At 24.2% G+C, this 24,857-nt stretch carries 27 protein-coding genes; 24 read left to right on the forward strand and 3 right to left on the reverse strand.

Annotated elements, in window-relative coordinates:
- Positions 1-35 precede the first annotated feature (35 nt).
- From EV215_RS09315 to rfbD, 8 genes are all read left to right on the forward strand, one after another.
- The gene (locus tag EV215_RS09315; protein ID WP_166667400.1) at positions 36-527 is read left to right on the forward strand and encodes a glycosyltransferase family 4 protein; all 492 of its coding nucleotides are present in this window, start codon (positions 36-38) and stop codon (positions 525-527) included.
- A 2-nt stretch (positions 528-529) separates the two neighbouring features.
- Positions 530-1,618: a glycosyltransferase gene (locus tag EV215_RS09320; protein WP_134113745.1), complete on the forward strand. Its 1,089-nt coding sequence runs from the start codon at positions 530-532 to the stop codon at positions 1,616-1,618.
- 1 nt (position 1,619) lies between these two features.
- Positions 1,620-2,441: a glycosyltransferase family 2 protein gene (locus EV215_RS09325; RefSeq protein WP_134113746.1), complete on the forward strand. Its 822-nt coding sequence runs from the start codon at positions 1,620-1,622 to the stop codon at positions 2,439-2,441.
- A 120-nt stretch (positions 2,442-2,561) separates the two neighbouring features.
- Entirely contained in the window at positions 2,562-3,728 is a 1,167-nt protein-coding gene (locus tag EV215_RS09330; RefSeq protein ID WP_134113747.1) for a nucleotide sugar dehydrogenase, read from the forward strand.
- Positions 3,729-3,846: 118 nt separating this feature from the next.
- Positions 3,847-4,710 carry a glucose-1-phosphate thymidylyltransferase RfbA gene (rfbA, locus tag EV215_RS09335; RefSeq protein ID WP_134113748.1) on the forward strand — a complete coding sequence of 288 codons (864 nt, stop codon included), beginning with the start codon at positions 3,847-3,849 and terminating at the stop codon, positions 4,708-4,710.
- Positions 4,711-4,835: 125 nt separating this feature from the next.
- A complete protein-coding gene (locus EV215_RS09340) occupies positions 4,836-6,548 on the forward strand; it encodes an AAA family ATPase (RefSeq protein ID WP_134113749.1) in 1,713 nt (570 codons plus the stop codon).
- A gap of 154 nt (positions 6,549-6,702) precedes the next feature.
- Entirely contained in the window at positions 6,703-7,281 is a 579-nt protein-coding gene (gene rfbC, locus EV215_RS09345) for a dTDP-4-dehydrorhamnose 3,5-epimerase (RefSeq protein ID WP_134113809.1), read from the forward strand.
- A 70-nt stretch (positions 7,282-7,351) separates the two neighbouring features.
- Positions 7,352-8,197, forward strand: a complete 846-nt coding sequence (gene rfbD, locus EV215_RS09350) for a dTDP-4-dehydrorhamnose reductase (RefSeq protein ID WP_134113750.1) — start codon at positions 7,352-7,354, stop codon at positions 8,195-8,197.
- Positions 8,198-8,220: 23 nt separating this feature from the next.
- On the opposite strand, the gene EV215_RS09355 is transcribed toward rfbD, so the two are convergent.
- The 3 genes from EV215_RS09355 to EV215_RS09365 are packed head-to-tail and all read right to left on the reverse strand — an operon-like array spanning position 8,221 to position 10,804.
- Positions 8,221-9,813 (reverse strand): ArnT family glycosyltransferase, encoded by a 1,593-nt coding sequence (locus EV215_RS09355; protein ID WP_166667401.1) that lies wholly within the window; start codon positions 9,811-9,813, stop codon positions 8,221-8,223.
- 14 nt (positions 9,814-9,827) lie between these two features.
- Positions 9,828-10,094 (reverse strand): lipid-A-disaccharide synthase N-terminal domain-containing protein, encoded by a 267-nt coding sequence (locus EV215_RS09360; protein WP_208320367.1) that lies wholly within the window; start codon positions 10,092-10,094, stop codon positions 9,828-9,830.
- Positions 10,095-10,096: 2 nt separating this feature from the next.
- Entirely contained in the window at positions 10,097-10,804 is a 708-nt protein-coding gene (locus EV215_RS09365; protein ID WP_134113753.1) for a glycosyltransferase family 2 protein, read from the reverse strand.
- 177 nt (positions 10,805-10,981) lie between these two features.
- On the opposite strand from EV215_RS09365, the gene EV215_RS09370 reads away from it, so the two are divergent.
- The 16 genes from EV215_RS09370 to EV215_RS09445 all read left to right on the forward strand — a co-directional run bounded on the left by EV215_RS09370 (position 10,982) and on the right by EV215_RS09445 (position 24,857).
- Positions 10,982-11,995 (forward strand): GDP-mannose 4,6-dehydratase, encoded by a 1,014-nt coding sequence (locus tag EV215_RS09370; protein ID WP_134113754.1) that lies wholly within the window; start codon positions 10,982-10,984, stop codon positions 11,993-11,995.
- 61 nt (positions 11,996-12,056) lie between these two features.
- Positions 12,057-13,289, forward strand: coding sequence for a dTDP-glucose 4,6-dehydratase (locus EV215_RS09375; RefSeq protein ID WP_134113755.1), 1,233 nt, complete (start codon positions 12,057-12,059; stop codon positions 13,287-13,289).
- A gap of 140 nt (positions 13,290-13,429) precedes the next feature.
- Positions 13,430-13,969 (forward strand): ComEA family DNA-binding protein, encoded by a 540-nt coding sequence (locus tag EV215_RS09380; protein WP_134113756.1) that lies wholly within the window; start codon positions 13,430-13,432, stop codon positions 13,967-13,969.
- 11 nt (positions 13,970-13,980) lie between these two features.
- Complete coding sequence (locus EV215_RS09385; RefSeq protein WP_134113757.1) at positions 13,981-14,709, forward strand: site-2 protease family protein; 729 nt, start codon at positions 13,981-13,983, stop codon at positions 14,707-14,709.
- Between the two features lie 251 nt (positions 14,710-14,960).
- Entirely contained in the window at positions 14,961-15,569 is a 609-nt protein-coding gene (locus EV215_RS09390) for a trimeric intracellular cation channel family protein (RefSeq protein WP_134113758.1), read from the forward strand.
- 116 nt (positions 15,570-15,685) lie between these two features.
- On the forward strand, positions 15,686-16,795 hold the full coding sequence (locus EV215_RS09395) for a DUF2225 domain-containing protein (RefSeq protein ID WP_134113759.1): 1,110 nt from the start codon (positions 15,686-15,688) through the stop codon (positions 16,793-16,795).
- Between the two features lie 2 nt (positions 16,796-16,797).
- Positions 16,798-17,373 carry an IMPACT family protein gene (locus EV215_RS09400; protein ID WP_134113760.1) on the forward strand — a complete coding sequence of 192 codons (576 nt, stop codon included), beginning with the start codon at positions 16,798-16,800 and terminating at the stop codon, positions 17,371-17,373.
- A gap of 102 nt (positions 17,374-17,475) precedes the next feature.
- Complete coding sequence (gene rpmE, locus EV215_RS09405) at positions 17,476-17,682, forward strand: 50S ribosomal protein L31 (protein ID WP_134113761.1); 207 nt, start codon at positions 17,476-17,478, stop codon at positions 17,680-17,682.
- 59 nt (positions 17,683-17,741) lie between these two features.
- Complete coding sequence (gene upp / locus EV215_RS09410; protein WP_134113762.1) at positions 17,742-18,365, forward strand: uracil phosphoribosyltransferase; 624 nt, start codon at positions 17,742-17,744, stop codon at positions 18,363-18,365.
- Positions 18,366-18,494: 129 nt separating this feature from the next.
- Positions 18,495-18,962, forward strand: coding sequence for a D-glycero-beta-D-manno-heptose 1-phosphate adenylyltransferase (gene rfaE2, locus EV215_RS09415; protein WP_134113763.1), 468 nt, complete (start codon positions 18,495-18,497; stop codon positions 18,960-18,962).
- 63 nt (positions 18,963-19,025) lie between these two features.
- Positions 19,026-19,490 (forward strand): tRNA (adenosine(37)-N6)-threonylcarbamoyltransferase complex ATPase subunit type 1 TsaE, encoded by a 465-nt coding sequence (gene tsaE, locus EV215_RS09420; protein ID WP_134113764.1) that lies wholly within the window; start codon positions 19,026-19,028, stop codon positions 19,488-19,490.
- Positions 19,471-20,151, forward strand: coding sequence for a tRNA (adenosine(37)-N6)-threonylcarbamoyltransferase complex dimerization subunit type 1 TsaB (tsaB, locus tag EV215_RS09425; RefSeq protein ID WP_134113765.1), 681 nt, complete (start codon positions 19,471-19,473; stop codon positions 20,149-20,151). The genes tsaE and tsaB overlap by 20 nt, the downstream gene beginning before the upstream one ends.
- Before the next feature lie 99 nt (positions 20,152-20,250).
- Positions 20,251-21,093, forward strand: a complete 843-nt coding sequence (locus EV215_RS09430) for a TrmB family transcriptional regulator (protein ID WP_134113766.1) — start codon at positions 20,251-20,253, stop codon at positions 21,091-21,093.
- Positions 21,094-21,105: 12 nt separating this feature from the next.
- Entirely contained in the window at positions 21,106-22,158 is a 1,053-nt protein-coding gene (locus EV215_RS09435) for a sugar ABC transporter substrate-binding protein (protein WP_134113767.1), read from the forward strand.
- A 10-nt stretch (positions 22,159-22,168) separates the two neighbouring features.
- Positions 22,169-23,707 carry a sugar ABC transporter ATP-binding protein gene (locus EV215_RS09440; RefSeq protein WP_134113768.1) on the forward strand — a complete coding sequence of 513 codons (1,539 nt, stop codon included), beginning with the start codon at positions 22,169-22,171 and terminating at the stop codon, positions 23,705-23,707.
- Entirely contained in the window at positions 23,700-24,857 is a 1,158-nt protein-coding gene (locus EV215_RS09445; protein ID WP_134113769.1) for a sugar ABC transporter permease, read from the forward strand. Before EV215_RS09440 ends, EV215_RS09445 begins: the two co-directional genes overlap by 8 nt.

The following is a 24,857-nucleotide window of genomic DNA, read 5'->3' on the forward strand; positions in this document are numbered from 1 at the left end:
AAAAATTAAAAGAAAAATATGAAAAAGAAATAAAATTGTTATTTGTAGGTTCTTATTTCTTTGCTAATATAGAAGGAATTACTTGGTTTGTAAAAAATGTTATGCCAGAAATAGAGGGGAAGTTGTATATAGTAGGAAAAGGAATGGAGAAATTAAGAGAAGAATTAAGTAGAGAAAATGTAGAAGTTGTCGGAGGGGTAGAAGATCTTGCCGAATATTATTACAATGCGAACTTTATAGTAGCTCCAATATTCTCTGGTTCTGGAATGAAAGTAAAAACAGCAGAAGCTTTAATGTATGGAAAAACAATATTTGGAACAAAAGAAGCATTTGAAGGATATGAATTGGAATTTGGGAAAATAGGTGAAGAATGTAATAGTAGAGATGAATTTATAGAAAAAATAAATCAATATATAAATGATAAAAAAATAGAAAAATTTAACAAATTTTCAAGAAATAATTATTTGGAAAAGTATTCTAATAATATATTGAAAGAAGGGATAAAAAATCTATTTAAGGAGTTATAATTATGAAGAAAATTTTATTGGTCACAGCATTTCCTCCAAATAATAAAACTGCAGGGCAAAATTATACAAAAAATTTAATAAAAGAATTATCAAAAGAAAATATAATAGATATAGTAAGTTTTTCTTATAAAAAACATGATTTTTTTGATTTTAATAATAAAAATGTATCTTATAAAAAAATTATAAAAAATAATATTTTTACTAAAATTATGGGTAGCTTTAAATTTTTATTATTATTTCCTTTTTTTACGAGTAGATTTTCTTTTAGAGTATTAATATATATATTAAAAAATTTAAATGAATATGATTATATATATTTAGATTTTTCTCAAGTTTTTATATATGGTTTATTTATTAAAAATAAAATAAAATTTTTGATGGCGCATGATATTATAATTCAAAAATATAAGCGAAAGAGTAAAAATTTTTTCTTGAAATATTGGGTTAAATATTCTGAAAATTTAGTATTAAAAGCTAAGGATTCTAATATTTTATGTTTTAGTAATAAAGATTTGAATTTATTAAATTTGGAGTATAATTTAAGTGGAAATAAAGTAGATTTTTTTATTGAAAAAGAAATTCAAAATCAAGAAATTAAAGAAGTAGAAGATTATTTTTGTTTTTATGGAGCTTGGGGAAGAAAAGAAAATTTAGAAAGTTTAAAATGGTTTGAAGAAAATATAAGATATAAATTGGATTTTAATATAAAAATTATTGGTGGGGGATTAAAAGAAGATTATAAAAAAATTTTAAAAGACAAAGGTTTTGAAATTTTAGGATTTGTAGATAATCCATATGAAATTTTGAATAAATCAAAAGGTCTTATTGCTCCTCTTTTTAATGGTGCGGGGGTAAAGGTAAAAGTTATAGAAGCTTTAGCTTGTGGAACTCCTGTAATTGGAACAGAGGTAGCATTAGAAGGAATTGAACTACAAAATAAATTTATAAATAAAATTAATTCTTTTGAAGATATAAAAAAAGCTATAGAAAATTTAAAATTTTTAAAAGTAGAAGATAAAAAAGAGTTGAAAATTTTTTTTAATAGAAATTATGGAAAAAATAAATTTATAGATCTTATAAAGGAGTGCTAAAATGATAACAGCCTCAATAGTAACATATCATAATAATAAAGAAGAATTAAAAAAGGCGATATATAGTTTTTTAAATACTGATTTAGAAGTAAAACTATATATTTCAGATAATTCATCTAATAAAGATATAAAACAATTATGTAGTGATAGTAGAATTGAATATATTTATAATAATATAAACTTAGGCTTTGGAAAAGCTCATAACATTGTGATTGAAAAAGCAATGAAAGAAGGAAGTAAATATCATTTGATATTAAATCCAGATATATATTTTAATAATGGAGTAATAGAAAATTTAACTAAATATATGGAAAATAATAAAGATGTTGGTTTAGTTATGCCAAGAGTACTTTATCCAAATGGAGATATACAAAGATTATGTAAATTATTACCTACACCTATGAATTTAATAGGAAGAAAATTTATTCCAATAAAATCGTTGTTAGAAAAATTAGATTATAAATATGAAATGCAATTTACAGATTATAATACTGAAATGGAAGTTCCGTATTTGTCAGGATGTTTTATGTTTATAAGAACTTCAATTTTTAAAGAAGTTGGTTGTTTTGATGATAATATATTTATGTATTTAGAAGATACAGATTTATCTAGAAGAATAAATGAAAAATATAAAACTATGTATTATCCAAAAGTAACAGTATATCATAAGTTTGAAAAAGGGTCTTTTAAAAATAAAAAATTATTAATTTATCATATTAAATCTGCTATTTACTATTTTAACAAGTGGGGATGGTTTTTTGATAAAAAAAGGAAAGAAATAAATAAAGAAATTTTAAATAAAAATAATTATAAAAAAATATAATTTATTTTGGTATGATAAGATAATCATAAATTTATATGTTTAACCATTATTAAAAGTATTTTGTATTGTTTTAAGCTTATTTAAATAAAATCTAAACTAATATATTATGGAGGATATAGTATGAAAATAGCAGTTGCAGGTACTGGATATGTAGGATTATCAATAGCAGTTTTATTTGCACAAAATCATGAAGTTATTGCTCTGGATGTAATAAAAGAAAAAGTTGATATGATAAATAATAAAAAATCACCAATAGTAGACAAAGAAATAGAAGAATTTTTAGCTACAAAAAATCTTAATTTAAAAGCTACTTTAGATAAAGAAGAAGCATATAAGGATGCAAAGTTTGTGGTAATAGCGACTCCTACAAATTATGATGAAAAGAAAAATTATTTTGATACAAGTACTGTAGAATCAGTAATAAAAGATGTATTAAAAATAAATAAAAAAGCAGTTATGGTAATAAAATCTACGATACCAGTAGGATATGTAGAAGAGGTAAAAGAAAAATATGGTATAGATAATATAATGTTTTCGCCAGAATTTTTAAGAGAAGGAAAAGCATTATATGATAATTTATATCCAAGTAGAATAATAGTAGGTGAGCAATCAGAAAGAGCAAGAGAGTTTGCAGAATTATTAAAAGAAGGTGCAATAAAAAAAGATATGCCAATATTATTTACAAATGCAACAGAAGCAGAAGCAATAAAACTGTTTGCAAATACATATTTAGCTATGAGAGTGGCATATTTTAATGAATTAGATACATATGCAGAAGTAAGAGGATTAAATACAAAACATATAATAGATGGAGTAGGATTAGATCCTAGAATAGGGACACATTACAATAATCCATCATTCGGATATGGAGGGTATTGTTTACCAAAAGATACAAAACAATTATTAGCAAACTATGATAATGTACCGAGTAATATAATAAAAGCAATAGTAGATGCAAATACAACAAGAAAAGATCATATAGCAGAAATGATATTAGCAAAAAATCCAAAAGTAGTAGGCATATATAGATTAACAATGAAAAAAGATAGTGATAATTTTAGAGCATCATCAATTCAAGGAGTAATGAAAAGAATAAAAGCAAAAGGAATAGAAGTAGTAATATATGAACCAGTACTAAAAGAAGATAGTTTTTATAATTCGAGAGTGATAAATGATTTAGAAGAATTTAAAAAAATAAGTGATGTAATAGTAGCAAATAGATTTGAAGAAGAATTAAAAGATGTAGAAGAAAAAGTTTATACAAGAGATTTATATAGAAGAGATTAAAAAAATTATATAAAATTTTAATGCAAGGACTCAAATTAATTGTTTATAGAACAAATTAACAATTTAATACTATTTGAGTCTTTGTAGTTTCACTTAATATAGAAAGGGGAAATTTTTTATGAAAGGAATTATTTTAGCAGGAGGTAGTGGTACTAGATTATATCCAGTAACAAAGGCAATTTCAAAACAAATAACACCTATTTATGATAAACCTATGATATATTATCCTTTATCTGTGTTAATGCTTGCAGGGATAAAGGATATTCTTATTATATCAACACATAGAGATTTACCTGTATTTAAAGAGTTATTAGGTAGCGGAAAAGATTTTGGAGTTAACTTTAGTTATAAAGTACAAGAGCATCCAAATGGACTTGCAGAAGCCTTTATAATTGGTGAAGATTTTATAGGTAATGATACATGCGCATTGATATTAGGAGATAATATATTTTATGGACATGGATTAACAGGAATGGTAAAAGAAGCAGCTAGTAGAACAAAAGGAGCTACTATATTTGGTTATCCAGTAAAAAATCCAAAATCTTTTGGAGTAGTAGAATTTGATAAAAATGGTAAAGCTATTTCATTAGAGGAAAAACCAGAAAATCCAAAATCAAATTTTGCCATACCAGGATTATATTTTTATGATAATACAGTAGTAGAAAAAGCTAAGAAAGTAAAACCGAGCTCAAGAGGAGAATTAGAAATAACAACTCTTAATGAAATGTATTTAAAAGAAAAAACATTAAATGTAATAAATTTTGGACGTGGGATGGCATGGCTAGATACAGGTACACATGATGGATTATTAGATGCGGCTAATTTTGTAAGTACTGTGCAAAAAAGACAAGGAGTAATGGTAGCTTGTCCAGAAGAGATAGCATATAATAATGGCTGGATTGGAAAAGAAAAAGTAGAAGAATTAGCAAAACCACTTATGAAAACACATTATGGTAAATATCTAATGGAATTAATTAGATAGTGAAGGAAAAGACATTACACGGAGAACACAAAGGTAAAGAAAAAGAACCACAAAGAAAAGCATAAAAAACTTAGAGGAACTTAATTTTTTCTTAGTGTACTTTGTGTAGAGTTTTAGGAGGTAAAATGAAAAAAATAGCATATGGGATAAGTAATTTTAAAACAATAATAGAAGATGGTTATTATTATGTAGATAAAACTAAATATATTGAGATGTTAGAAAATTTAAATGAAAGATATTTGATATTTTTAAGACCTAGAAGATTTGGGAAAAGTCTATTTATATCATTATTGGAATATTATTATGATATAAATTATAAAGAAAATAAGCTGTTTGATGAATTTTATATAGGAAATAATCCAACAAAATTAAAAAATAGTTATTATATATTGAAATTTAATTTTTCAGGAATAAATACAAAAATAGAAAAGGAGACATTAGAAGGATTTAGGACAAAAGTAATAAATGGAATAAAAGAATTTTTAATAAAAAATAAATTTAAAATGAAAATAGATGAAGAAAAAACTGCAACGGAAATAATGAGTACATTTTTAACAGAAGTAAGAGCTTTAATTGATGGAAAAATATATATATTAATAGATGAATATGACCATTTTGCCAATGAATTATTAGGTTTTAATTATAATTTTTATCAAAATTCAGTAAGCAGTAATGGATTTGTAAGGAAATTTTATGAAGTAATAAAAGATGGGACAGGAACTGGAATAGTAGATAGGTTATTTATAACAGGAGTAAGTCCAATAACATTAGATAGTATGACAAGTGGATTTAATATAGGTTCAGATATAACATTAGATTCAGATTTTAATGAGATGATGGGGTTTACAGAAGAAGAGGTAAAGAAATTAGCCAATGCAACAATAGAAAATTATGATATAGATGCTAATATAGATAGATTAAGAGACTATTACAATGGATATAAATTTAATAAAAAGTGTAAAAATAGAGTATATAATAGTGATATGGTACTTTATTATATGAGTTATTACCAGAAAAATAAAGAAGAACCTGAAAATATAATTGATAATAATATATTAAGTGATTATAGAAAAATAGGAAAATTGTTTGAAATAGGTGGAAGAAATAATGAAAGAATAAAAATATTAAAAGAGATAGTAATGGGAATAGAGCAAGAAGTAGTAATAAGTAGTAGATTTAATTTAGAAATAGAGTTTAATTTAGATGATTTTAAATCTTTGTTATTTTATATGGGACTTATGACAATAAAAAGAGTAGATGAATTTGGAGCAGTATATATAGGGGTTCCAAACTATGTAATAAGAGAATTATATTTTGAATATTTCAATAAAATAATAGAAGAAGAAGCAGATTTTAAAATAGATGATAGCAAAATTAGAGAAGCGATATTAGAAATAGCAAGAGATGGTAAAATTGATAAATTAATAAAATTAACAGAAAATATATTGCATAAACTATCAAATAGAGACTTCATAAAATTTGATGAAAAATATGTAAAAGTAATAATGTTAATGTATTTATATAAAAGTAATTTATATTTCACAAAGAGTGAATATGAGGTAGAAGATGGATATATAGATATAGTGTTGAAAAAAGGGACAATAGGACAGCCGAGATATTATGGAATGTTTGAATTGAAATATATATCAAAGAAAGATTATACAGAAGACTTATTAAAGAAAAAATTAGAAGAAGCAAAAGAACAATTAATGAAATATAAAGAATCAGAAGAACTAAGAAGTATGAATAATATGAAAAAATGGGCTTTGGTATTTGTAGGATCTGAATGTAAGGGAATGGAATGTATAAGTGATAATATGAAAAAAGATATTATGTAAAATTAAAAAAAGTCAAAATAATTACACGGAGAACACAGAGAAAAAGAAAAAGAACCACAGAGAAGAATATGAAAATATTGAAATAATTGACAATTAACAACTGGAAATGTATAATAAAAAAAGATTCAAGTAAATAGAGTTGGAGGTTTTTAAAATTAGTAAATTTAATAAAATAGAAACAGGTATAAAAGATTTGGTTATTATAGAACCAACAGTATTTGGTGATAATAGAGGATTTTTTATGGAGAGTTATAGTAAAAGAGATTTTAGTGAAATAGGATTAAATATGGAATTTGTCCAAGATAATCATTCGAAATCTAAAAAAGGCGTTTTAAGAGGCTTACATTTCCAAACAAAACATACGCAAGGAAAATTAGTAAGAGTAATAGCAGGAAGTGTGTTAGATGTGGCAGTAGATTTGAGAAAAGATAGCAAAACATTTGGGAAATGGTATAGTGTCTTATTAACAGCAGAGAATAAGAGAATGTTTTATATACCAGAAGGATTTGCTCATGGATTTCTAACACTAGAAGATAATACAGAATTTCAATATAAATGTACAGATTATTATGCTCCAGAATATGATAGTGGAATAATATGGAATGACAAAGAAATTGGAATAGATTGGGAATTAGAAAAATATGGAATAAAAGAAGAAGAATTAAGTTTATCAGAAAAAGATAAAAATCAACAAACATTTAAAGAATTTATTAAAAGTGGAGTAATTTTTTAAAAGATAATTAATATTATTTTTACCATAGTTAAGTTTTGTAAATAAATAATTTATATAGAAAGGAAAAAAAATGATATTATTAACAGGTGCAAACGGGCAACTTGGTACGGATTTTAAAAAAATATTTGATAAAATAGGTATAAAATATATAGCGACAGATTATACTGAGCTAGATATTACAAATAAATTAGCTATAGAAAAGTTTGTAAAAGGAAAAGAGATTGAGATTATTATAAATTGTGCAGCATATAATGATGTAGATAAAGCAGAAGTTGAAAAAGATAAAGCATATACCTTAAATTGTTATGCACCTCAAAATTTAGCAAAAATTGCAAGACAAATAGATGCTGTATTTCTTACTTATTCTACAGATTTTGTATTTGACGGAAAAAAAGATATTCCGTATACAGAAAAAGATATTCCAAATCCATTATCTGTATATGGAATGAGTAAATATGACGGGGAAAAAGCAGTTCTTGATACATATGAAAAAAGTTTTGTAATACGTACATCATGGGTATTTGGTATAGGTAATAATAATTTTAATACTCAAGTAATAAATTGGTCAAAAAGTAAAAACGAATTAAATATAGTAGATGATCAAGTATCAGTGCCAACATACTCATATGACCTTGCACAATTTTCATGGGAACTTATAAAAATAAATAAATTTGGTTTATATCATATATCAAATAATGGAATAGCAAGTAAATATGATCAAGCTAAATATGTACTTGATAAAATAGGATGGAAAGGTAAATTAGGAAGGGCTAAAACAGCTGATTTTAACTTGCCAGCAAAAAGAGCAAAATATAGTAAATTAGATAGTAAAAAAGTAGAAAAAATAATAGGAAAAAATATTCCGACTTGGCAAAATGCAATTGATAGATATTTAGTAGAATTATATAATAAATAAAAAAAATAGTTTCTATTTAGAAACTATTTTTTTATTATTTTAACAAGATTGAGTTCGGTATTAGAAGTATTTGAAAAATAAAAAGTTTTTTTATCAAGTATAATATAAGAACTTAATAAATTTTCTACTTCATCTTTTTCATAATCATAATATATTATGCATAGAGGAAATTTTAAATTATCTAATTCAGATTTATTAATCATTTTAATTTTATGACCGATATTCCATACGTTTCTTATACCTGGTTGATGGAAACTATAAATTTTTATATTATCTAAATAATCAGTTTTCTTTACATCTCGAAGTGCTTGATATTTTCTATTGTGTTTAAACATAATATTTTTTAGATAAAATGGAGCAAAAAATATATTTGAAAACAACATAAAAACAAGTGTATAAATAAAAAGTTTTTTTATGTCTAATTGTTTAAAGTTTTTTAAAAATAATATTATAAATATAATATAACAAATAGTTAAAAATATAATATAAAAAATATTTAAATTATAATAATTTTTTGTAAAAAGTAATATTGGAATATAGATAGAAAAAATAATTATAATAGTAGAATGTATTTTTAAAATATTATTAATAAATTTAGAATTTTTATTTATGTTTAAAAAAGCACTATAAATAAATTGTCCTATTAATAAAGCCATAGGAATAACTACAGGAATAAGATATCTTTCTTTTTTTTCTGGTAAAATAGATAGTAAAACAAAAGAAATAAGCATCCAGAGTAAAGAAAATCTATATGTTTTAATATCAACTACAAATTTTTCCATATTTTTTTTAAATAAAGCTCCAATTCCTAAAACAAACCAAATTCCTGAAAAAATAGGAAAATGAAAATAATACCAAAAAGGTTGAGTATGTTTAGTTAACCAAGCAGTAGATTCGACCTGAGCTACTTTTAAAGTAATATCAGTATGCAAAAAAAATATATAAAAATACCAACTTCCTCCAATAATAAGAGAAGTGATAATAAATATAATAATTTTTTTATAATTTATTTTTTTAAAGTTTATATTATAAATAATAGTATAGCTTATAATGAAAGGTAAAAATACTGCATAAAGAGATACAGGACCTTTACTCATAATTGAAAATCCTAAAAAAATACCAGCAATAAAAGAGTATTTTATATGTTCTATAGATTTTAAAAGATAAAATAAACAACCAACAATAAAAACATTGGTATATATATCCCAAGAAGCAGTTCTTCCCATTTTAAAAATAAGAAAACTAGTAGCTAATACAATAGAAGATATAAACGATAAATCTTTATTTTGGGTTAGAGTCAGTACAAAATAAAAGAATAAAAAAATCATAAAAATAGTAGTAAACACAGTAGGAATACGTAATAAACCTAAATTTTCTTTATGATTTCCTAAAAAACCTAGAGTAGTAATCCAGGTAGGAAGAGGTGGTTTAGTTATTCTAATTTCTCCATTCATAGTAGGAATTAACCAATTATTTTCACTTAATATTTCTCGTGCTGTAGTAAAATTTCTAGCTTCCATTATATCTGCATCTTCTATATTTATATTAGGTAAAAATGAAAATAAAGATATAAAAAACATAAATAAAAACATTTTTTTATATGATATATTAAACATAAACATCCTCCAAATTATTTTCTGTTATTTTTATATTTTTTCATTAACATAATATTTCTGATATATACGATTATTCCAAAACTTTGTCCTAAAATAAATACAGGGTCTTTTTTATGGATTGCATAGCTCAATAATAAAAGACTTCCTAAAATGCTAAATATCCAAAATGCAAAAGGAATAGTACTTTTTTGATTTTTTTCTGATACCAGCCATTGAACAACAAATCGCATTGTAAACATAAATTGTCCTAAAAATCCTATTTTTAACCAGAAATTATTCAAAATTAGTCCTCCTTAATCTTATACATCAATACTCTAGATTTCATCCATCTAACTGCTAACGCATCTTTTAAACCTCTAAGAGCTCTTCCCCAAGTTTTATATTTTGAAGTTCCAAATTGTCTATCATAGTGTCTAACAGGTACTTCAATTACAGAATGTCCATAAATTTTTGCTAATGTAGGTAAAAATCTATGCATTCCATTAAATAATTGAAATTTTTTAACAACCTCTTTTTTAAATAATTTCAAAGGACATCCAGTATCTGTAATATTATCATTAGTGATAAAGTTTCGGATACCATTTCCTAATTGTGAAGCTAATTTTCTGCTAAATCCATCTTCTCTAGTAGCTCTTTTTCCATTTACTACATCATATTCTTTTATATAAGGTAATAAAACATAAATATCTTCTGGATCTGTTTGCATATCTCCATCCATAGTTACTACTAAATCACCATTACATTTTTCAAAACCCGCAGCTAAAGCAGCAGTTTGTCCATTATTTTCGGTAAAATGAAATACTTTTACATTTTTATTAGTTTTTGCAATAGAATTTAATATTTCTTCACTACCATCAGTACTTCCATCATTTACGTAAATAATTTCATAATTTTTAAATTGTTTTTTTAAGGCATTTTCAACTTTTTCAATCATTGGTTTAATATTATCTTTTTCATTATATACAGGAATTATAACTGAAATTTCCATAATTTATTCTCCTATCTAAAATTTAAGTTTATAATATTATACAAGTATTATCCAAAATTGTCTAATAAAAATTGTTGACTAAAATTTTATATAAATGTAATATATAAAGGAAATAACTTTAATAATTATTTGTTGTATAGAATATAGGTTTAAAAAATTATTTTTAAGAAAGGAATATTTATGGTAAAAACATATCTAATAACAGGAGGAGCAGGTTTTATAGGCTCACATTTAATAGAATATTTACTAAAAGAAGGAAATAAAATAATAAATATAGATAATTTTAATAATTATTATGATATTAATATTAAAATAAGAAATGTATTAGAATCGACTAATAAATATGATAAAAAAGTAGAAAAATTAGAAGAATTAAAAAGCGTAGTTGATAGTGAAAATTATAAATTAGAAATTATAGATATAATAAATAAAGAGGAGTTAAATAGAGTATTTAAAGAAAATAAGATAGATATAGTAATAAATTTAGCAGCAATGGCAGGAGTAAGACCATCATTAGAAAATCCACAATTATATGAAGAAGTAAATATAAAAGGATTTATGAATATTCTTGAAATGTGTAAAAAATATAATATAAAAAAAGTAATTCAAGCGTCATCGTCATCAGTATATGGAAATAATAAAAGAGTACCATTTAAAGAAATAGACATAGTAGATTTTGCAATATCACCATATGCAGCGACAAAAAAAGCATGTGAAGTAATGGGGCATGTATATTATCATTTATATAATATAGATATGATACAATTAAGATTTTTCACAGTATATGGACCAAGACAAAGACCAGATTTAGCAATACATAAATTCACTAGATTAATAACAGAAGGAAAAGAGGTACCATTTTATGGAGATGGAACAACAGAAAGAGATTATACATATATAGAAGATATAATAGATGGGATAACAAAAGCAATAAAATATATAGAAAAGAAAGAGAAAGTATATGAAATAATAAACTTGGGAGAAAGTCAAACAATAAGTTTAAAAGAGATGTTAGAAACATTAGAAGAAGAATTAGGAAAAAAAGCAAAATTAAAGAAATTACCAATGCAACTAGGAGATGTAAAAAGAACAAATGCAGATATAAGCAAAGCAAAAGAATTGTTAGGATACAATCCTAAAACAAATTTTAAAGAAGGAATACAAAAATTTGTGCAATGGTATAAAAAATCTTAAATATAATTTTAAAATTAATATATTAAATTTTTGTAATTAAATAAAATTAATAGGAGGGAAAATGAAAACATATCTAATAACAGGTGGAGCGGGTTTTATTGGAGCAAATTTTGTTAAATACATGCTTAAAAAATATAATGATATTAATATAATTGTACTTGATAAACTGACTTATGCAGGTAATTTAGGTACTATAAAAAAAGAATTAAATGATAATAGAGTAAAATTTGTAAAAGGTGACATTGCTAATAGAGAGTTAATTGAATATATATTTGCGAATAATAATATTAATTATGTTGTTAACTTCGCTGCAGAATCTCATGTGGACAGAAGTATAGAAAATCCAAAATTATTTTTAGAAACAAATATTATTGGTACACAAAATTTACTTGATGTAGCAAAAGCTCATTGGGTAATAGGAAAAAATGAAAAAGGTTATCCAATATTTAGAGACAATGTAAAATTTTTACAAGTATCAACAGATGAAGTATATGGAGCACTAGATAGAGATTTTCCAGATGGAAAATTATTAATTGAAGAAAAAAAATTAACAATAGATAATGGATTAAGTTTAGAAGAATTAAATAAAGTATTAAAGGATAGAGAAGTAATACCAAAAATATTTGGTAAAAAATTCTTTACAGAAAACACTCCATTAGATCCAAGAAGTCCTTATTCTTCGAGTAAAGCAGGAGCAGATATGATAGTAAGAGCATATAATGAAACATATCATATGCCGATAAATATAACAAGATGTAGTAATAATTATGGACCATATCATTTTCCAGAAAAATTAATACCTTTAATGATAAAAAATGTATTAGAAGGGAAGAAATTACCAGTATATGGAGATGGAAAACAAGTAAGAGATTGGTTATATGTAGAAGACCATTGTAAAGGAATAGATATGGTAATAAATGGTGGGAAAATAGGAGAAATATATAATATAGGTGGATTTAATGAAGAGCAAAATATAAATATAGTAAAATTAATAATAAAAATAATAAGAGAATTAATAGAAGAAAATACAGAATATGAAAAAATCTTGAAAATAGAAAAAGAAAATATAAATGAAGAACTAATAACATATGTACAAGATAGATTAGGGCATGATGCAAGATATGCGATAGACCCAAGTAAAACAGTAAAAGAATTAGGATTTTACCCAGAGACACCATTTACAGTAGGAATAAGAAAAACAATAAAATGGTATTTAGATAATCAAGAATGGGTAAAAGAAGTAGTAAGTGGAGATTATCAAAAATATTATGAAAAAATGTATGAAAGTAGATAAAATAAAAAGTCCTCTATAAAAGAGGATTTTTTATTTGTTTTATACAAATTTTTTATTGAAAAATTTAATTAATTTTAATATAAATTATGTTATAATTTAAAAAGGGAAAATTTAAAAAAAATAAAAAAGGGGATAGGGGGATGAAAAAAATCTTTATTAAAGGATTATTTTTTGTTGTATTAATTTTTATTGGGATAAGTATAGATAAATATTTAAATAATAATTATGAAAAAGAAAAAAACGAAAAGAAACTATTATTTCAAGAAAAAGTTATACCTATTGAAAAAATAGATATAAATATTGCAACAAAAGAAGAATTTTTAGAAAAAGGGATATCTCTTAGTAAATATGAAAAAATAAAAGAGTATATTGAGATTGTAGGAGGAATAGAAAAAATAGATAATTTAATAACAATCAAGGGATTTGGGAAAAAAACTATTGAGATATTAAAAGAAAAATTTTATACAAAAAGAAATATAAAACGAAAAAAAATTTATATAAATAAAGCAACAGAAAAAGAGTTGTTATATTTTGGATTTACAAAAAAAGAGATAGAAAAAATAAAAAAATATAAAAAAGAAAATAAGATGGTTTATTCAAACTTAGATTTATTAAAAATATTAGAAAAAGATAGATATATTCAATTTAAAGATTATATATTATATACAAAATATAACTAGAGGTGAAAAAAATGAAAGACTTTTTAGAAGAAATAAAAAGAAACAATCCTAATATACCTAAAATTACAAAATATATATATTTAGGAATTTTAGGATTAATAGGATTATTAATAATTAATTCAATAATAAAAAATCCATTGATATTAGCACAAATTTTAGTACTTATAATATCAGTATCATTGCATGAATTAGCTCATGGATATATTGCCTATAAGTTTGGTGATCCTACAGCAAAAATAGCAGGAAGAATTACACTTAATCCAATAAAACATATAGATTTATTAGGATTATTAGTTCCAGTATTGCTTATATTTAGTGGAGCACCATTTGTAATTGGATGGGCCAAACCAATACCAGTATCGTATAAAATATTAAAAGACAATAAAAAAGCTTATTTTTCTGTAGCTATAGCAGGAATATTAACTAATTTGATTTTAGTATTTTTAGTAGCAACAATTATAAAATTTGTATCATTAAATATAGTTTTAGCTAATATTATGTTTTATATGATTCAAATAAATTTAATTTTAGCAATATTTAATCTTATACCTATTCCGCCATTAGATGGCTCAAAAATATTAGAATCTTTCTTAGATTATAGAGGAAAATTATATTTACAAAACATTGAAAAATATGGTTTTATAATAATAATAGTACTTTTATATACCGGAATGTTAGAAAGATTAATGATGCCAATATATAATTTATTTTTAATAATAATAAAAATATACATAAATTAAAGCTAAGAAATTAGTAATTAATAAAATTTTTAAAAGCTAGGGTATTTAAATGTTGAAAAATATAAATAAACTTTAATAAAAATAAATAGATTAATAAGATAAATGAAGTATTATATGAAAATGATACTGATAAAGAAAGGTAGGTGAAAAGCCGTTACCAAAACCTAACTAATATAATAGCTTATAATCTAGTAAATGAAGTTCATTAAATCTGAAATTAAAAAGCTTTATAGAATTTTGGAAACGGGGAAATGCTTTTTGTATTTAATATAATAGGAGTAATAGCCTTTGCAATATCTGGAGCATTAAAAGGATTGAAACACGAGTTAGATATATTTGGAATAATAGTTTTAGGTGGAATAACAGCAGTAGGAGGAGGAATAATAAGGGATATTATATTAAATAAAATTCCAATTATTTTTATGAATGAGTTAGATATTTATATTGCAATATCTTCGGCAATTATTACATATACTGTTGGTAAAAAGTTAGAATTTTTTTCTTTATATGTAAAAATATTTGATGCAATAGGACTTGCTACTTTTGTTGTAATTGGTTCAAAAATTGCACTTAATAACAATATGTCAATATTAGGGACGGGAATATTAGCTACTCTTACAGGTGTAGGCGGAGGAGTTGTCCGAGATATATTAGTGAAAGAGATACCATTTATTTTAAAAGAAGACATATATGCAACTTTATGTTTTTTTGGTGGTATGATATACTGGGTGATTAATAAAAAATTTTATACAGAAGATGATTTAGTTTATAATATGATGTTTATATTTATTATTTTTATTTTTAGAATATTAGCAATAAAATATAATTTAAACTTACCTAAAAGAAAAATAGAAAGTTAAATACTAAAGATAAAATCAAATAATTAAGAGTAGTGTAAAAAACAAGAAATTATGAATTAGTGAAGGTAAATATAAAATAAAAATTAAAAATAAAAAAATACTAAAAGGAGTTTTATATGAGTTATAATATTTTAATTGTAGAAGATATAGCAGCAGCTCGTACATTATATAAAAAAGCTCTTGAAACAGAAAAATATTTGATAACAGATACAGATAGAGGAATGGAAGCAATAAGAATACTAAAAGCTAAAAAAGTTCATTATGATTTAGTGATACTGGATATAAGACTTCCTGATATAAATGGTAATGAAGTTCTTAAACAAATAAGAGAGTTTGAAAAAGATATACCTGTACTTGTACTTACAGCTTTTTCAGATAAAGATATGGTAATTGATATGGTTAATTATGGTGTGAATGATTACTTGATAAAACCAATATCAATACAAAAATTAAGAGAAAGGGTATTTCAAGTATTAGAAGGAAGAAAAAAAGATATTATAACTATAAAAGGAAAAAGAACACCAAATAGAAAAAAAGAAATACAAGAAAGTAATTACTTATGGACTAAAGAAACTATTTGTCCTATATGTGGAACAAAATTTGAGAGTTATAATTATAAGAACAAATCACAAAAATTAATAAAAATAGAAACAGATTTTCATGAAGTATATGAAAAATTCGATCCAATAATATATGATATATATGTGTGCCCACATTGCTTTTTTTCTGCAAAACCATCAGAATTTAATACTTTAGAACTTAAAGAAATAAGAGCATTATCGAAAGTGACAAGAGAAAGTAAATATAATTTTTATGAGCTAAGAGATATTGATATGGGACTAGAAAGTTATCAACTTTTATTAAAATGTTATAAATTATATAAAAAAATAACTAAAAGTGAATATGCTAATATATATATAAAAATTGCATGGTTATATAGAGATAAAAAAGATAATAATAATGAAAAAAAATATCTTGAATTAGCGCTTAAAGAATATGAAAAAAGATATAATTTAGGAGAAAGAATAGAAGGAAAAGATGGAGAATTAAAGCTGAAATATATGATAGCTGAGATATCTAATAGACTAGAACATTATGAAAAAGCAATGAAATATTTTAGAGAAATATTACAGGATAAAAAATATAAAGAGGAAAAAATTTATGAAAAAGCGCAAATTCAGTTACAAAATATGCTTGAGAAAAGAAAAAAAGAAAAAGGAGATTAAAATTGAATACTGTAGAAAAAGAATGCATAATTGAATTTGAAGAAAAAAAATCAAAATTTATAGGATATATAAAACCTATTTCTACAAAAAAAGAGGCAGAAGATTTCATAAAATCTATCAAAATAAAACATAATAATGCTACTCATAATGTTCCAGTGTATAGAGTTATAGATAATGGTAAAGAATACTTTAAATTTGATGATGATGGCGAACCTAGTGGAACAGCAGGAAAACCAATGGCAGAAATAATTAATTTAAAAGAAATATATAATGTAGTTATTGTAGCAACTAGATATTTTGGTGGAATAAAATTAGGGGCTGGTGGACTTGTAAGAAACTATGCTAAAACTGCAAAACTTGCTATTGAAGAAGCTAAGATAATAGAATATATAGAAAAAGTAGAAATTATAATAGATTTTCCTTATAATATAAGTGGAGAAATAGATAGAATTATAATTTCAAATGATATAGAGATATTAGAAAAAACTTATGATGCAAGAATAACATTTAAAATAAGAGTTGATAAAGTAAAAGAAAGCTTATTTAATAATATAAAAGATGTTATAGTAATTAAGTAAAATGTCAAGTAAAATAAGTTTACAAAAAACTCTTGAAAAAAAATATGAATTATGGTAAAATAGTTTTCGTATTATTAGAAAATTAAGTGAGGTGAAAGATTAATGAAAAAAGGAATTCATCCAGAATACAAAGACGTAAAAGTTTCATGCTCATGTGGAAATGAATTTGAAACAAAATCAACTTATTCTAAAGGTGATGAAATAAAAGTAGGAATTTGTTCGAACTGTCATCCTTTCTATACAGGAAAGGCTAAATTCGTTGACCAAACAGGAAGAGTTGACAAATTTAAGAAAAAATATAATCTATAATAAAACAGAGCTAAGTTTTTGCTCTGTTTTTTTTGTAAAATTTTAAAGGAGGGATATAAATGGGCGTGTTTGAAATGAACCATCCACTTATTCAACATAAATTATCTTATCTTAGAAATAAAGATACTGATACAAAAATTTTTAGAGAAACTCTTAATGAAATAGCAGGTCTTATGACTTATGAAGCTACAAAAGGTCTTAGATTAAAAGAGGTAGAAACAGAAACTCCTATAATGAAAACTACTACAAAAGTATTAGCTGATCCAGTAGCAATAGTACCTATACTTAGAGCAGGTCTTGGAATGGTAGAAGGAATGGTAACTTTTTTACCAACTGCAAGAGTAGGGCATATAGGTGTGTATAGAAATGAAGAAACATTAGAACCGGTATATTATTATTGTAAATTACCAGTAGATATAGCTAAAAGTAAAGTATTTTTGGTAGATCCAATGCTTGCTACAGGTGGTTCTGCTAATTATGCTATAGATTATTTAAAACAAAAAGGAGTAAAAGATATATCGTTTTTATGTATAATAGCTGCTCCAGAAGGAATAGAAAGAGTACAAGAAGCACATCCAGATGTTGATATATATGCTGCATCTATAGATGAAGGATTAAATGAAAAATCATATATTTATCCTGGACTTGGAGATGCTGGTGATAGAATATTTGGAACAAAATAATTTTTTAGACTAATCCTTTGATTAGTCTTTTTTTTTCTTGTAATAAATTATTTAATTCTATATAATATAAATAATATTTAATAGCTAAAAATACAAAACTAAATAAAGAATAAAAAGCCGGAGGAATAAATGAATATTTTAGATAGAAAAGAAGCAGCAAAATTAGTAAAAAAACTAAAAAGCGAAGGGAAAACAGTTGTTTTTACAAATGGATGTTTTGATATTTTACATGTTGGACATTTAAGATATTTACAAGAAGCAAAAGAACTAGGCGATATACTTATTGTTGGAGTAAATTCTGATAAATCAGTTTCAAAACTTAAAGGACCTACAAGACCTATAAACACTCAAAATGATAGAGCAGAAATGTTAGTTGGATTAAAACCAGTTGATTATACAGTAATTTTTACAGAAGATACTCCAGTAGAAATTATTAATGAATTAAAACCTTCAATTCATGTAAAAGGTGGCGATTATAAAAAAGAGGAGTTACCAGAAACTCCTATTGTTGAAAAAAATGGAGGAAAAGTTATAATTCTTTCATTAATACAAGGAAAATCCACTACTAATATAGTAAAAAAAATACAGGAAAATTAAAAAATAAATTTTATTTTTTTGTGTGAATTAGAGTTGAATAAAAATAAAAAAATGGAGGAATAAATGAAAAAAGTACTAACTTTTTCTGAAATAGATACTTTAGTTGATAAATTATCAAATATTATAAAAAAAAATGATGTAATAGCTTTGATAGGAGATTTGGGAACGGGGAAAACTACATTTGTAAAAAGATTTGCAAAAAATTTAGGAATTACTGAAAATGTGAAGAGTCCTACATTTACTTATGTAATGGAATATAGAGATATAGAGCCTGCACTATTTCATTTTGATGTATATAGAATATGTGATGCAGAAGAGATATATGAAATAGGATATGAAGATTATTTACATAATGATGGAATTGTAATTATAGAATGGGCAAATTTAATAGAAAGTGAACTACCAGAAGAATATTTAAAGATAGAATTATTTCATAAAGATGAAAATAGTAGAGGTGTTGAAATAAAATATATAGGAAATGAAAAAAGAGAAAAGGAGATATTAGAATATGTTGATTTTAGCAATTGATACATCAACAAATGTAGCATCAGTAGCACTTTATGATAGTAAAAAAGGTGTTATAGGAGAAATAAATTTAAATATAGGTTTAAATCATTCAGAAACAATATTAGCAATAATAGATAATTTATTTAATATTACTAAATATTCAAAAGATAAAATAGATAGAGTAGTAGTATCTATTGGACCAGGTTCTTTTACTGGGATACGAGTAGGAGTAGCAATTGCAAAAGGAATAGTTTATGGAAAAGATATAGAAATAGTTGGTATAAATGAACTAGATATGCTTTCTTATACAGTTTCAAAAACAGATAAAAAAATTATATCTATGATAGATGCTAGAAAAGAAAAAGTTTTTTATGCCGAATATAAATATGATAAAAGTGAAATTAAACAAATATCTGAATATAGAGTAGATTTCATAAAAAATATTATTGAAAATTCTAAAGAAGAATTTATTTTTACAGGTGATGGTGCTATTAAATATAGAGAGAAAATATTAGAATATACTAATAATAAAGGGATTATTATAAATAATAGTACAGGATATTCTAGGGCAGCAATATTAGCAGAATTAGGTATAAAAAAAGAAGCAGAAAATATCCATAAAATAGAACCGTATTATGTAAATAAAACTCAAGCAGAGTTAGAAAAAGAAAAAAAAGTATAAATATAACATAAAACACTTGAAAAAAATACAAATAAAGAGTATAAATAATAGTGCAAAAAGTGTTGTTGCATAAAAGACAACAAACCGGGAGTGGTAACTGTGAATAATGATATTATAATAGAAAAATTAAAGTCATTTAATTTTTCTAAAGCGGAAGCACAAGTATATATGACACTTATAAGATATGGAGAATTAAATGGTTCTCAAGTCTCAAAACTTATTGGGCTTAATAGAGGGACTGTATATACTGCGCTTAATAATTTATATGAAAGAGGTGCAATAGTTCTCTTACCAGAGCAAACTAATGTTTATAGAGCAGAAAATCCTAAAACGCTTATAGAAAATTTAACAGAAAAATATATCCTTGAATACAAAAATTCTGCAGAAATTTTAAAAAAAGAATTCGAAAAAATGGAAGAAAAAGATACAGTAAAAGTGGAATCTATCAATTTAAAAGGATATATGAATTTTATTTTAAAAGCAAAATCACTTATATACTCTGCAGAAAGTGAGCTATATATAGAAACAAATGATAATTTAGTAGATTTTTATGAGGAGTTTAGAGAATTAGTAGAAAAAGACGTAGATTTATATATTAGAGTATATACAAATGAGAAAGTAATAGAACTAGTAAATGAAGATTTTCCAGAGTCATTTAATGAAATAGGGTTTAATGACAAGAACTCAAAAGAAAGAAAAACTATGATAGTTGTAGATAATGAAAAAGCATTAATAGGTAATGGGAAAAAAGGTGATGACTTTATAGCCACATTTACAAATAATAATTATTTAGTAAGTATTATTTCTGATAGGATACATTATAGTATATATCTTGACAATATTGTAAAAAATGAAGGGATAAACTATTTGAAAAAACATAAAATAAATAGTTTGCACGAAGAAAATATATTAAAAAAAATAAAAAAATATTTAAAGATATAAAAGGGGGAGGAAATGAAAAATTTTTTTGTATTAATTCTCATAATTCTCTCTTTTTTATTTATATTAAAATATAGAAAAGAGAATTTTTTAAAAAAATCTCATAAAGTAAAAGTAGGCTTTTTATTAAAAACAATGCAAGAAGAGAGATATATAAAAGATAAAAAATATTTTGAAGAAGCAGCTAAAAAATATAAAATGGAAGTTATATTTGATAGTGCAAATAATAATGAAAGATTACAAATGGAAAAATTAGAAAATATGATAGCTAAAGGGATAGATGTCCTAGTACTACAACCAGTTAATACAGGAACTGCATCAAATATGGTTGAGATAGCACATAAAGAAGGTATAAGAGTTGTAGGATATGATTCTATGATAGAAAATAGTGATGTTGATGTACATGTAATGCAGGATAGTTGGAAAGTAGGAGAATTACAAGCAAAAGCGATGGTAAAGTGGTTTAAAGAGTATAGGGGCGAAGTCAAAGGGAATGTAGCACTTATAATGGGACAACCGGGTGATTCAAATGCAAAAGCTATGAGCGAAGGAGTATTAAAAGTTATAGCTCAAAATCCAGGGCTTAAACTTGTAGCAAAGCAATCACATGAGAATTGGGCTAGTGACAAAGCTATGACTACAACAGAAAATCTTATGGCAAAATTCAATAATAATATAGATGCATTTATTTGTAATAATTCAGGATTAGCAAGAGGTGTTATAGCAGCACTTGCAAGCTATAATTTAGATAGTGTAGGAAAAATCTTTGTAGCAGGAGCCGATGCAGATCTTGTAAATGTTAGATACGTAGCAGAAGGTAAACAAGCAATAGAGATTTATAAAACTATAAAACCTTTAGCTGAAAAAGCTGCTTATGCTGCTTATAGATTAGTTGTATACAAAGATAAAACAAATATAGATGAGATACTTTTATATGATAGAAAAGTATACAATGGTTATAAAAGTGTACCTACAATTATTACTCCTATATATGAAGTAAATAAAAATAATATAGACGAAGTAATCATAAAAAATGGTTTTCATAAACGAGAAGACATATATAATTAAGAGGTAAAATATGAAAAAAATAGCTGTAAAAGTAGAAAATATAATAAAAGATTTTCCAGGAGTAAGAGCGTTAAATAATATTAGTTTAGAAGTGAAATATGGAGAAGTATTTATTTTAGCTGGAGAAAACGGAGCAGGAAAATCGACTTTAATAAAAGTTATCTCAGGAGATTATGATTATTATTTTGGAAAAGTATATATAGATAATATTTTAAGGACAAAAGAAAATAAAATAAAAAAAATAGCTGTAATTAGACAAGAACTTAATTTAGTAGAAGAACTAAGTGTAGCAGAAAATATATTTTTAGGTAGATTATTAAAAAACAAATTTGGAATTATTGATTGGGAAAGAATATATTTAAAATCAAAAGAATTATTGAAAAAATTAAGTATAGAAAACATTGATGTAAAAGAAAAAATTAAAAATTTAAGTATTAGTCAAAGACAAATTATAGCTATTGCAAAAGCTTTATCTAAAAAAACAGATATTATAATATTTGATGAACCCACAAGTGCACTTAGTGAAAATGAAATAAAAACATTATTTAAAATAATAAATGATTTAAAAAATAAAGGGGTAGCAATTATATATATTTCTCATAAAATTGATGAATATTCATATATAGGAGATAAAATAGCGATACTTAGAGATGGTTCACTAATAGGTAGAGTTCAAAATTTAAAAGAGATAACATTAGATGAAATAATTACTAAAATGGTAGGTAGGGACATAAGTGATATGTATCCAAAAGAAACAATAGATATAGGAGAAAAAATATTTGAAGTAAGAAATATATTTTTAAAACATCCGAAATATAATGATAGATATGTAGTAAAAAATGTATCATTTCAATTAAAAAAGGGAGAAATTTTAGGGATAGCAGGCTTAATGGGAGCTGGGCGTACACAACTTATGTTAAGTATATTTGGAGCTTATGAAGGTGAGATAGAAGGAGAAATTATATTAGAAAAAAAAGAACTTAATATAAAATCTCCAAAAGATGCAATAGAAAATGGTATTGTTATGGTAACAGAAGATAGAATGAAAAAAGGTTTGTTTTTAGAAAATGATATTAATTTTAATGTGATTACAGTAGATAAATTACTTAGAGAAATATCAAATAAAATAGGAGTATTAAACTTTGATAGAGGTAAAAAATTAATTAGAAAATATATAGAAGAAATAAAAGTGAAAGTAGAGTCGCTTAATATACCTATAAAAAATCTAAGTGGAGGAAATCAACAAAAAATTATACTTAGTAAATGGTTGGCAACAAATCCAAAAATTATTATATTAGATGAACCTACAAAAGGAATGGATGTAGGAGCAAAAGTGGAAATATATAAAATAATTAATAAATTATTAAAAGAAGGAATGTCAATTATATTAGTTTCTTCAGAATTACCAGAATTATTAGGATTGAGTGATAGAATATTAGTAATGAACGAAGGAGAAATTGTAACAGAATTTACTAGAGAAAATGCAACACAGAAAAAAATAATGGCGTTTGCAACAGGTAACTTTAAAAGAGGTGAAATAGATGAATAAAATTGTATCAAGTAAAAGAAAAAAGAGTAAAAAAATAATACTAGAAAAATTTTTAAAAAAAAACATGAACTGGATAATTTTACTAATAATGGTACTATTTCTATCTCTTGTTACAGATAGTTTTTTGACAGCTAGAAATTTAAGTAATTTAATTAGACAAAGTACAATAGTAGGAATAATAGCTGTAGGAATGACGGGAGTAATTCTTTTAGGGGGAGTAGATTTATCTGTAGGCTCTATAGTTGGATTAGCTGCAGTAACAGTTACGTTATTAATGGAAAAAGGATTAAATGAATGGATTTCAATAATTTTAACACTAATTTTTGTAGGAGGATTAATAGGATATTGGAACGGGTATTGGATATCAAGGTATAAAATGGAGCCTTTTATTGTAACATTAGGAATGATGACTATTGCTAGAGGACTGGCATTAACAATATCAAAAAATAGTTCAATACCTGTAAAAAATGAAAATTTTACTAAAATTGCAGGTAGTTATATATCAATAAAATGGTCAATTATATTACTTTCTATATGTTTATTATACATATTAATAGAAGTTACTTATTATGCTATAAAAAAAAGAGAAGTCCTAAAAAATAAAAGTTATATAAAAAATACATTATTAAAAATATTTGGGATATTACTTTTATTTTTGATATTTATTATGTACAAAGGGATTCCAAATCCAGTAGCAATATTTAGCGTCATAATAATAATCTCTATTTTTATACTAAATAATACAAAATTTGGTAGAGATATATACGCAGCAGGAGGAAATAGAGAAGCAGCACGACTTTCAGGTATAGATATAGATAAGGTACACATGAAAGTTTTTATAATAACTTCAGTTTTAGCAGCATTTTCAGGTATTATTTTAGCTTCTAGATTGAATGGAGCATCTCCAAGTTTAGGGAATATGATGGAATTAGATGCAATTACAGCAGTTGCTATAGGTGGAACAAGCTTATCAGGTGGAATAGGTGGGACTTTTGGTACATTATTAGGTATATTTATAATAAGTATATTAAATAATGGAATGAGTCTTTTAGGATTACCAGAATCATACCAACTTATAATAAAAGGTCTTATTATAACTATGGCTGTTTGGGGTGATATTGTATCAAAAAATAAAAAATATCATAAATAA

It is taken from the genome of Hypnocyclicus thermotrophus, from assembly GCF_004365575.1.
Classification (GTDB): Bacteria; Fusobacteriota; Fusobacteriia; order Fusobacteriales; family Fusobacteriaceae; genus Hypnocyclicus; species Hypnocyclicus thermotrophus.

What these genes read in the sequence shown, in the direction of transcription:
- EV215_RS09320 (WP_134113745.1), top strand. Translation starts at nt 530, where the DNA reads ATGAAGAAAATTTTATTGGTCACAGCATTTCCTCCAAATAATAAAACT.
- EV215_RS09325 (WP_134113746.1), top strand. Translation starts at nt 1,620, where the DNA reads ATGATAACAGCCTCAATAGTAACATATCATAATAATAAAGAAGAATTA.
- EV215_RS09330 (WP_134113747.1), top strand. Translation starts at nt 2,562, where the DNA reads ATGAAAATAGCAGTTGCAGGTACTGGATATGTAGGATTATCAATAGCA.
- rfbA (WP_134113748.1), top strand. Translation starts at nt 3,847, where the DNA reads ATGAAAGGAATTATTTTAGCAGGAGGTAGTGGTACTAGATTATATCCA.
- EV215_RS09340 (WP_134113749.1), top strand. Translation starts at nt 4,836, where the DNA reads ATGAAAAAAATAGCATATGGGATAAGTAATTTTAAAACAATAATAGAA.
- rfbD (WP_134113750.1), top strand. Translation starts at nt 7,352, where the DNA reads ATGATATTATTAACAGGTGCAAACGGGCAACTTGGTACGGATTTTAAA.
- EV215_RS09355 (WP_166667401.1), bottom strand. Translation starts at nt 9,813, where the DNA reads ATGTTTAATATATCATATAAAAAAATGTTTTTATTTATGTTTTTTATA.
- EV215_RS09370 (WP_134113754.1), top strand. Translation starts at nt 10,982, where the DNA reads ATGGTAAAAACATATCTAATAACAGGAGGAGCAGGTTTTATAGGCTCA.
- EV215_RS09375 (WP_134113755.1), top strand. Translation starts at nt 12,057, where the DNA reads ATGAAAACATATCTAATAACAGGTGGAGCGGGTTTTATTGGAGCAAAT.
- EV215_RS09380 (WP_134113756.1), top strand. Translation starts at nt 13,430, where the DNA reads ATGAAAAAAATCTTTATTAAAGGATTATTTTTTGTTGTATTAATTTTT.
- EV215_RS09385 (WP_134113757.1), top strand. Translation starts at nt 13,981, where the DNA reads ATGAAAGACTTTTTAGAAGAAATAAAAAGAAACAATCCTAATATACCT.
- EV215_RS09390 (WP_134113758.1), top strand. Translation starts at nt 14,961, where the DNA reads ATGCTTTTTGTATTTAATATAATAGGAGTAATAGCCTTTGCAATATCT.
- EV215_RS09395 (WP_134113759.1), top strand. Translation starts at nt 15,686, where the DNA reads ATGAGTTATAATATTTTAATTGTAGAAGATATAGCAGCAGCTCGTACA.
- rpmE (WP_134113761.1), top strand. Translation starts at nt 17,476, where the DNA reads ATGAAAAAAGGAATTCATCCAGAATACAAAGACGTAAAAGTTTCATGC.
- upp (WP_134113762.1), top strand. Translation starts at nt 17,742, where the DNA reads ATGGGCGTGTTTGAAATGAACCATCCACTTATTCAACATAAATTATCT.
- rfaE2 (WP_134113763.1), top strand. Translation starts at nt 18,495, where the DNA reads ATGAATATTTTAGATAGAAAAGAAGCAGCAAAATTAGTAAAAAAACTA.
- tsaE (WP_134113764.1), top strand. Translation starts at nt 19,026, where the DNA reads ATGAAAAAAGTACTAACTTTTTCTGAAATAGATACTTTAGTTGATAAA.
- tsaB (WP_134113765.1), top strand. Translation starts at nt 19,471, where the DNA reads ATGTTGATTTTAGCAATTGATACATCAACAAATGTAGCATCAGTAGCA.
- EV215_RS09435 (WP_134113767.1), top strand. Translation starts at nt 21,106, where the DNA reads ATGAAAAATTTTTTTGTATTAATTCTCATAATTCTCTCTTTTTTATTT.
- EV215_RS09440 (WP_134113768.1), top strand. Translation starts at nt 22,169, where the DNA reads ATGAAAAAAATAGCTGTAAAAGTAGAAAATATAATAAAAGATTTTCCA.
- EV215_RS09445 (WP_134113769.1), top strand. Translation starts at nt 23,700, where the DNA reads ATGAATAAAATTGTATCAAGTAAAAGAAAAAAGAGTAAAAAAATAATA.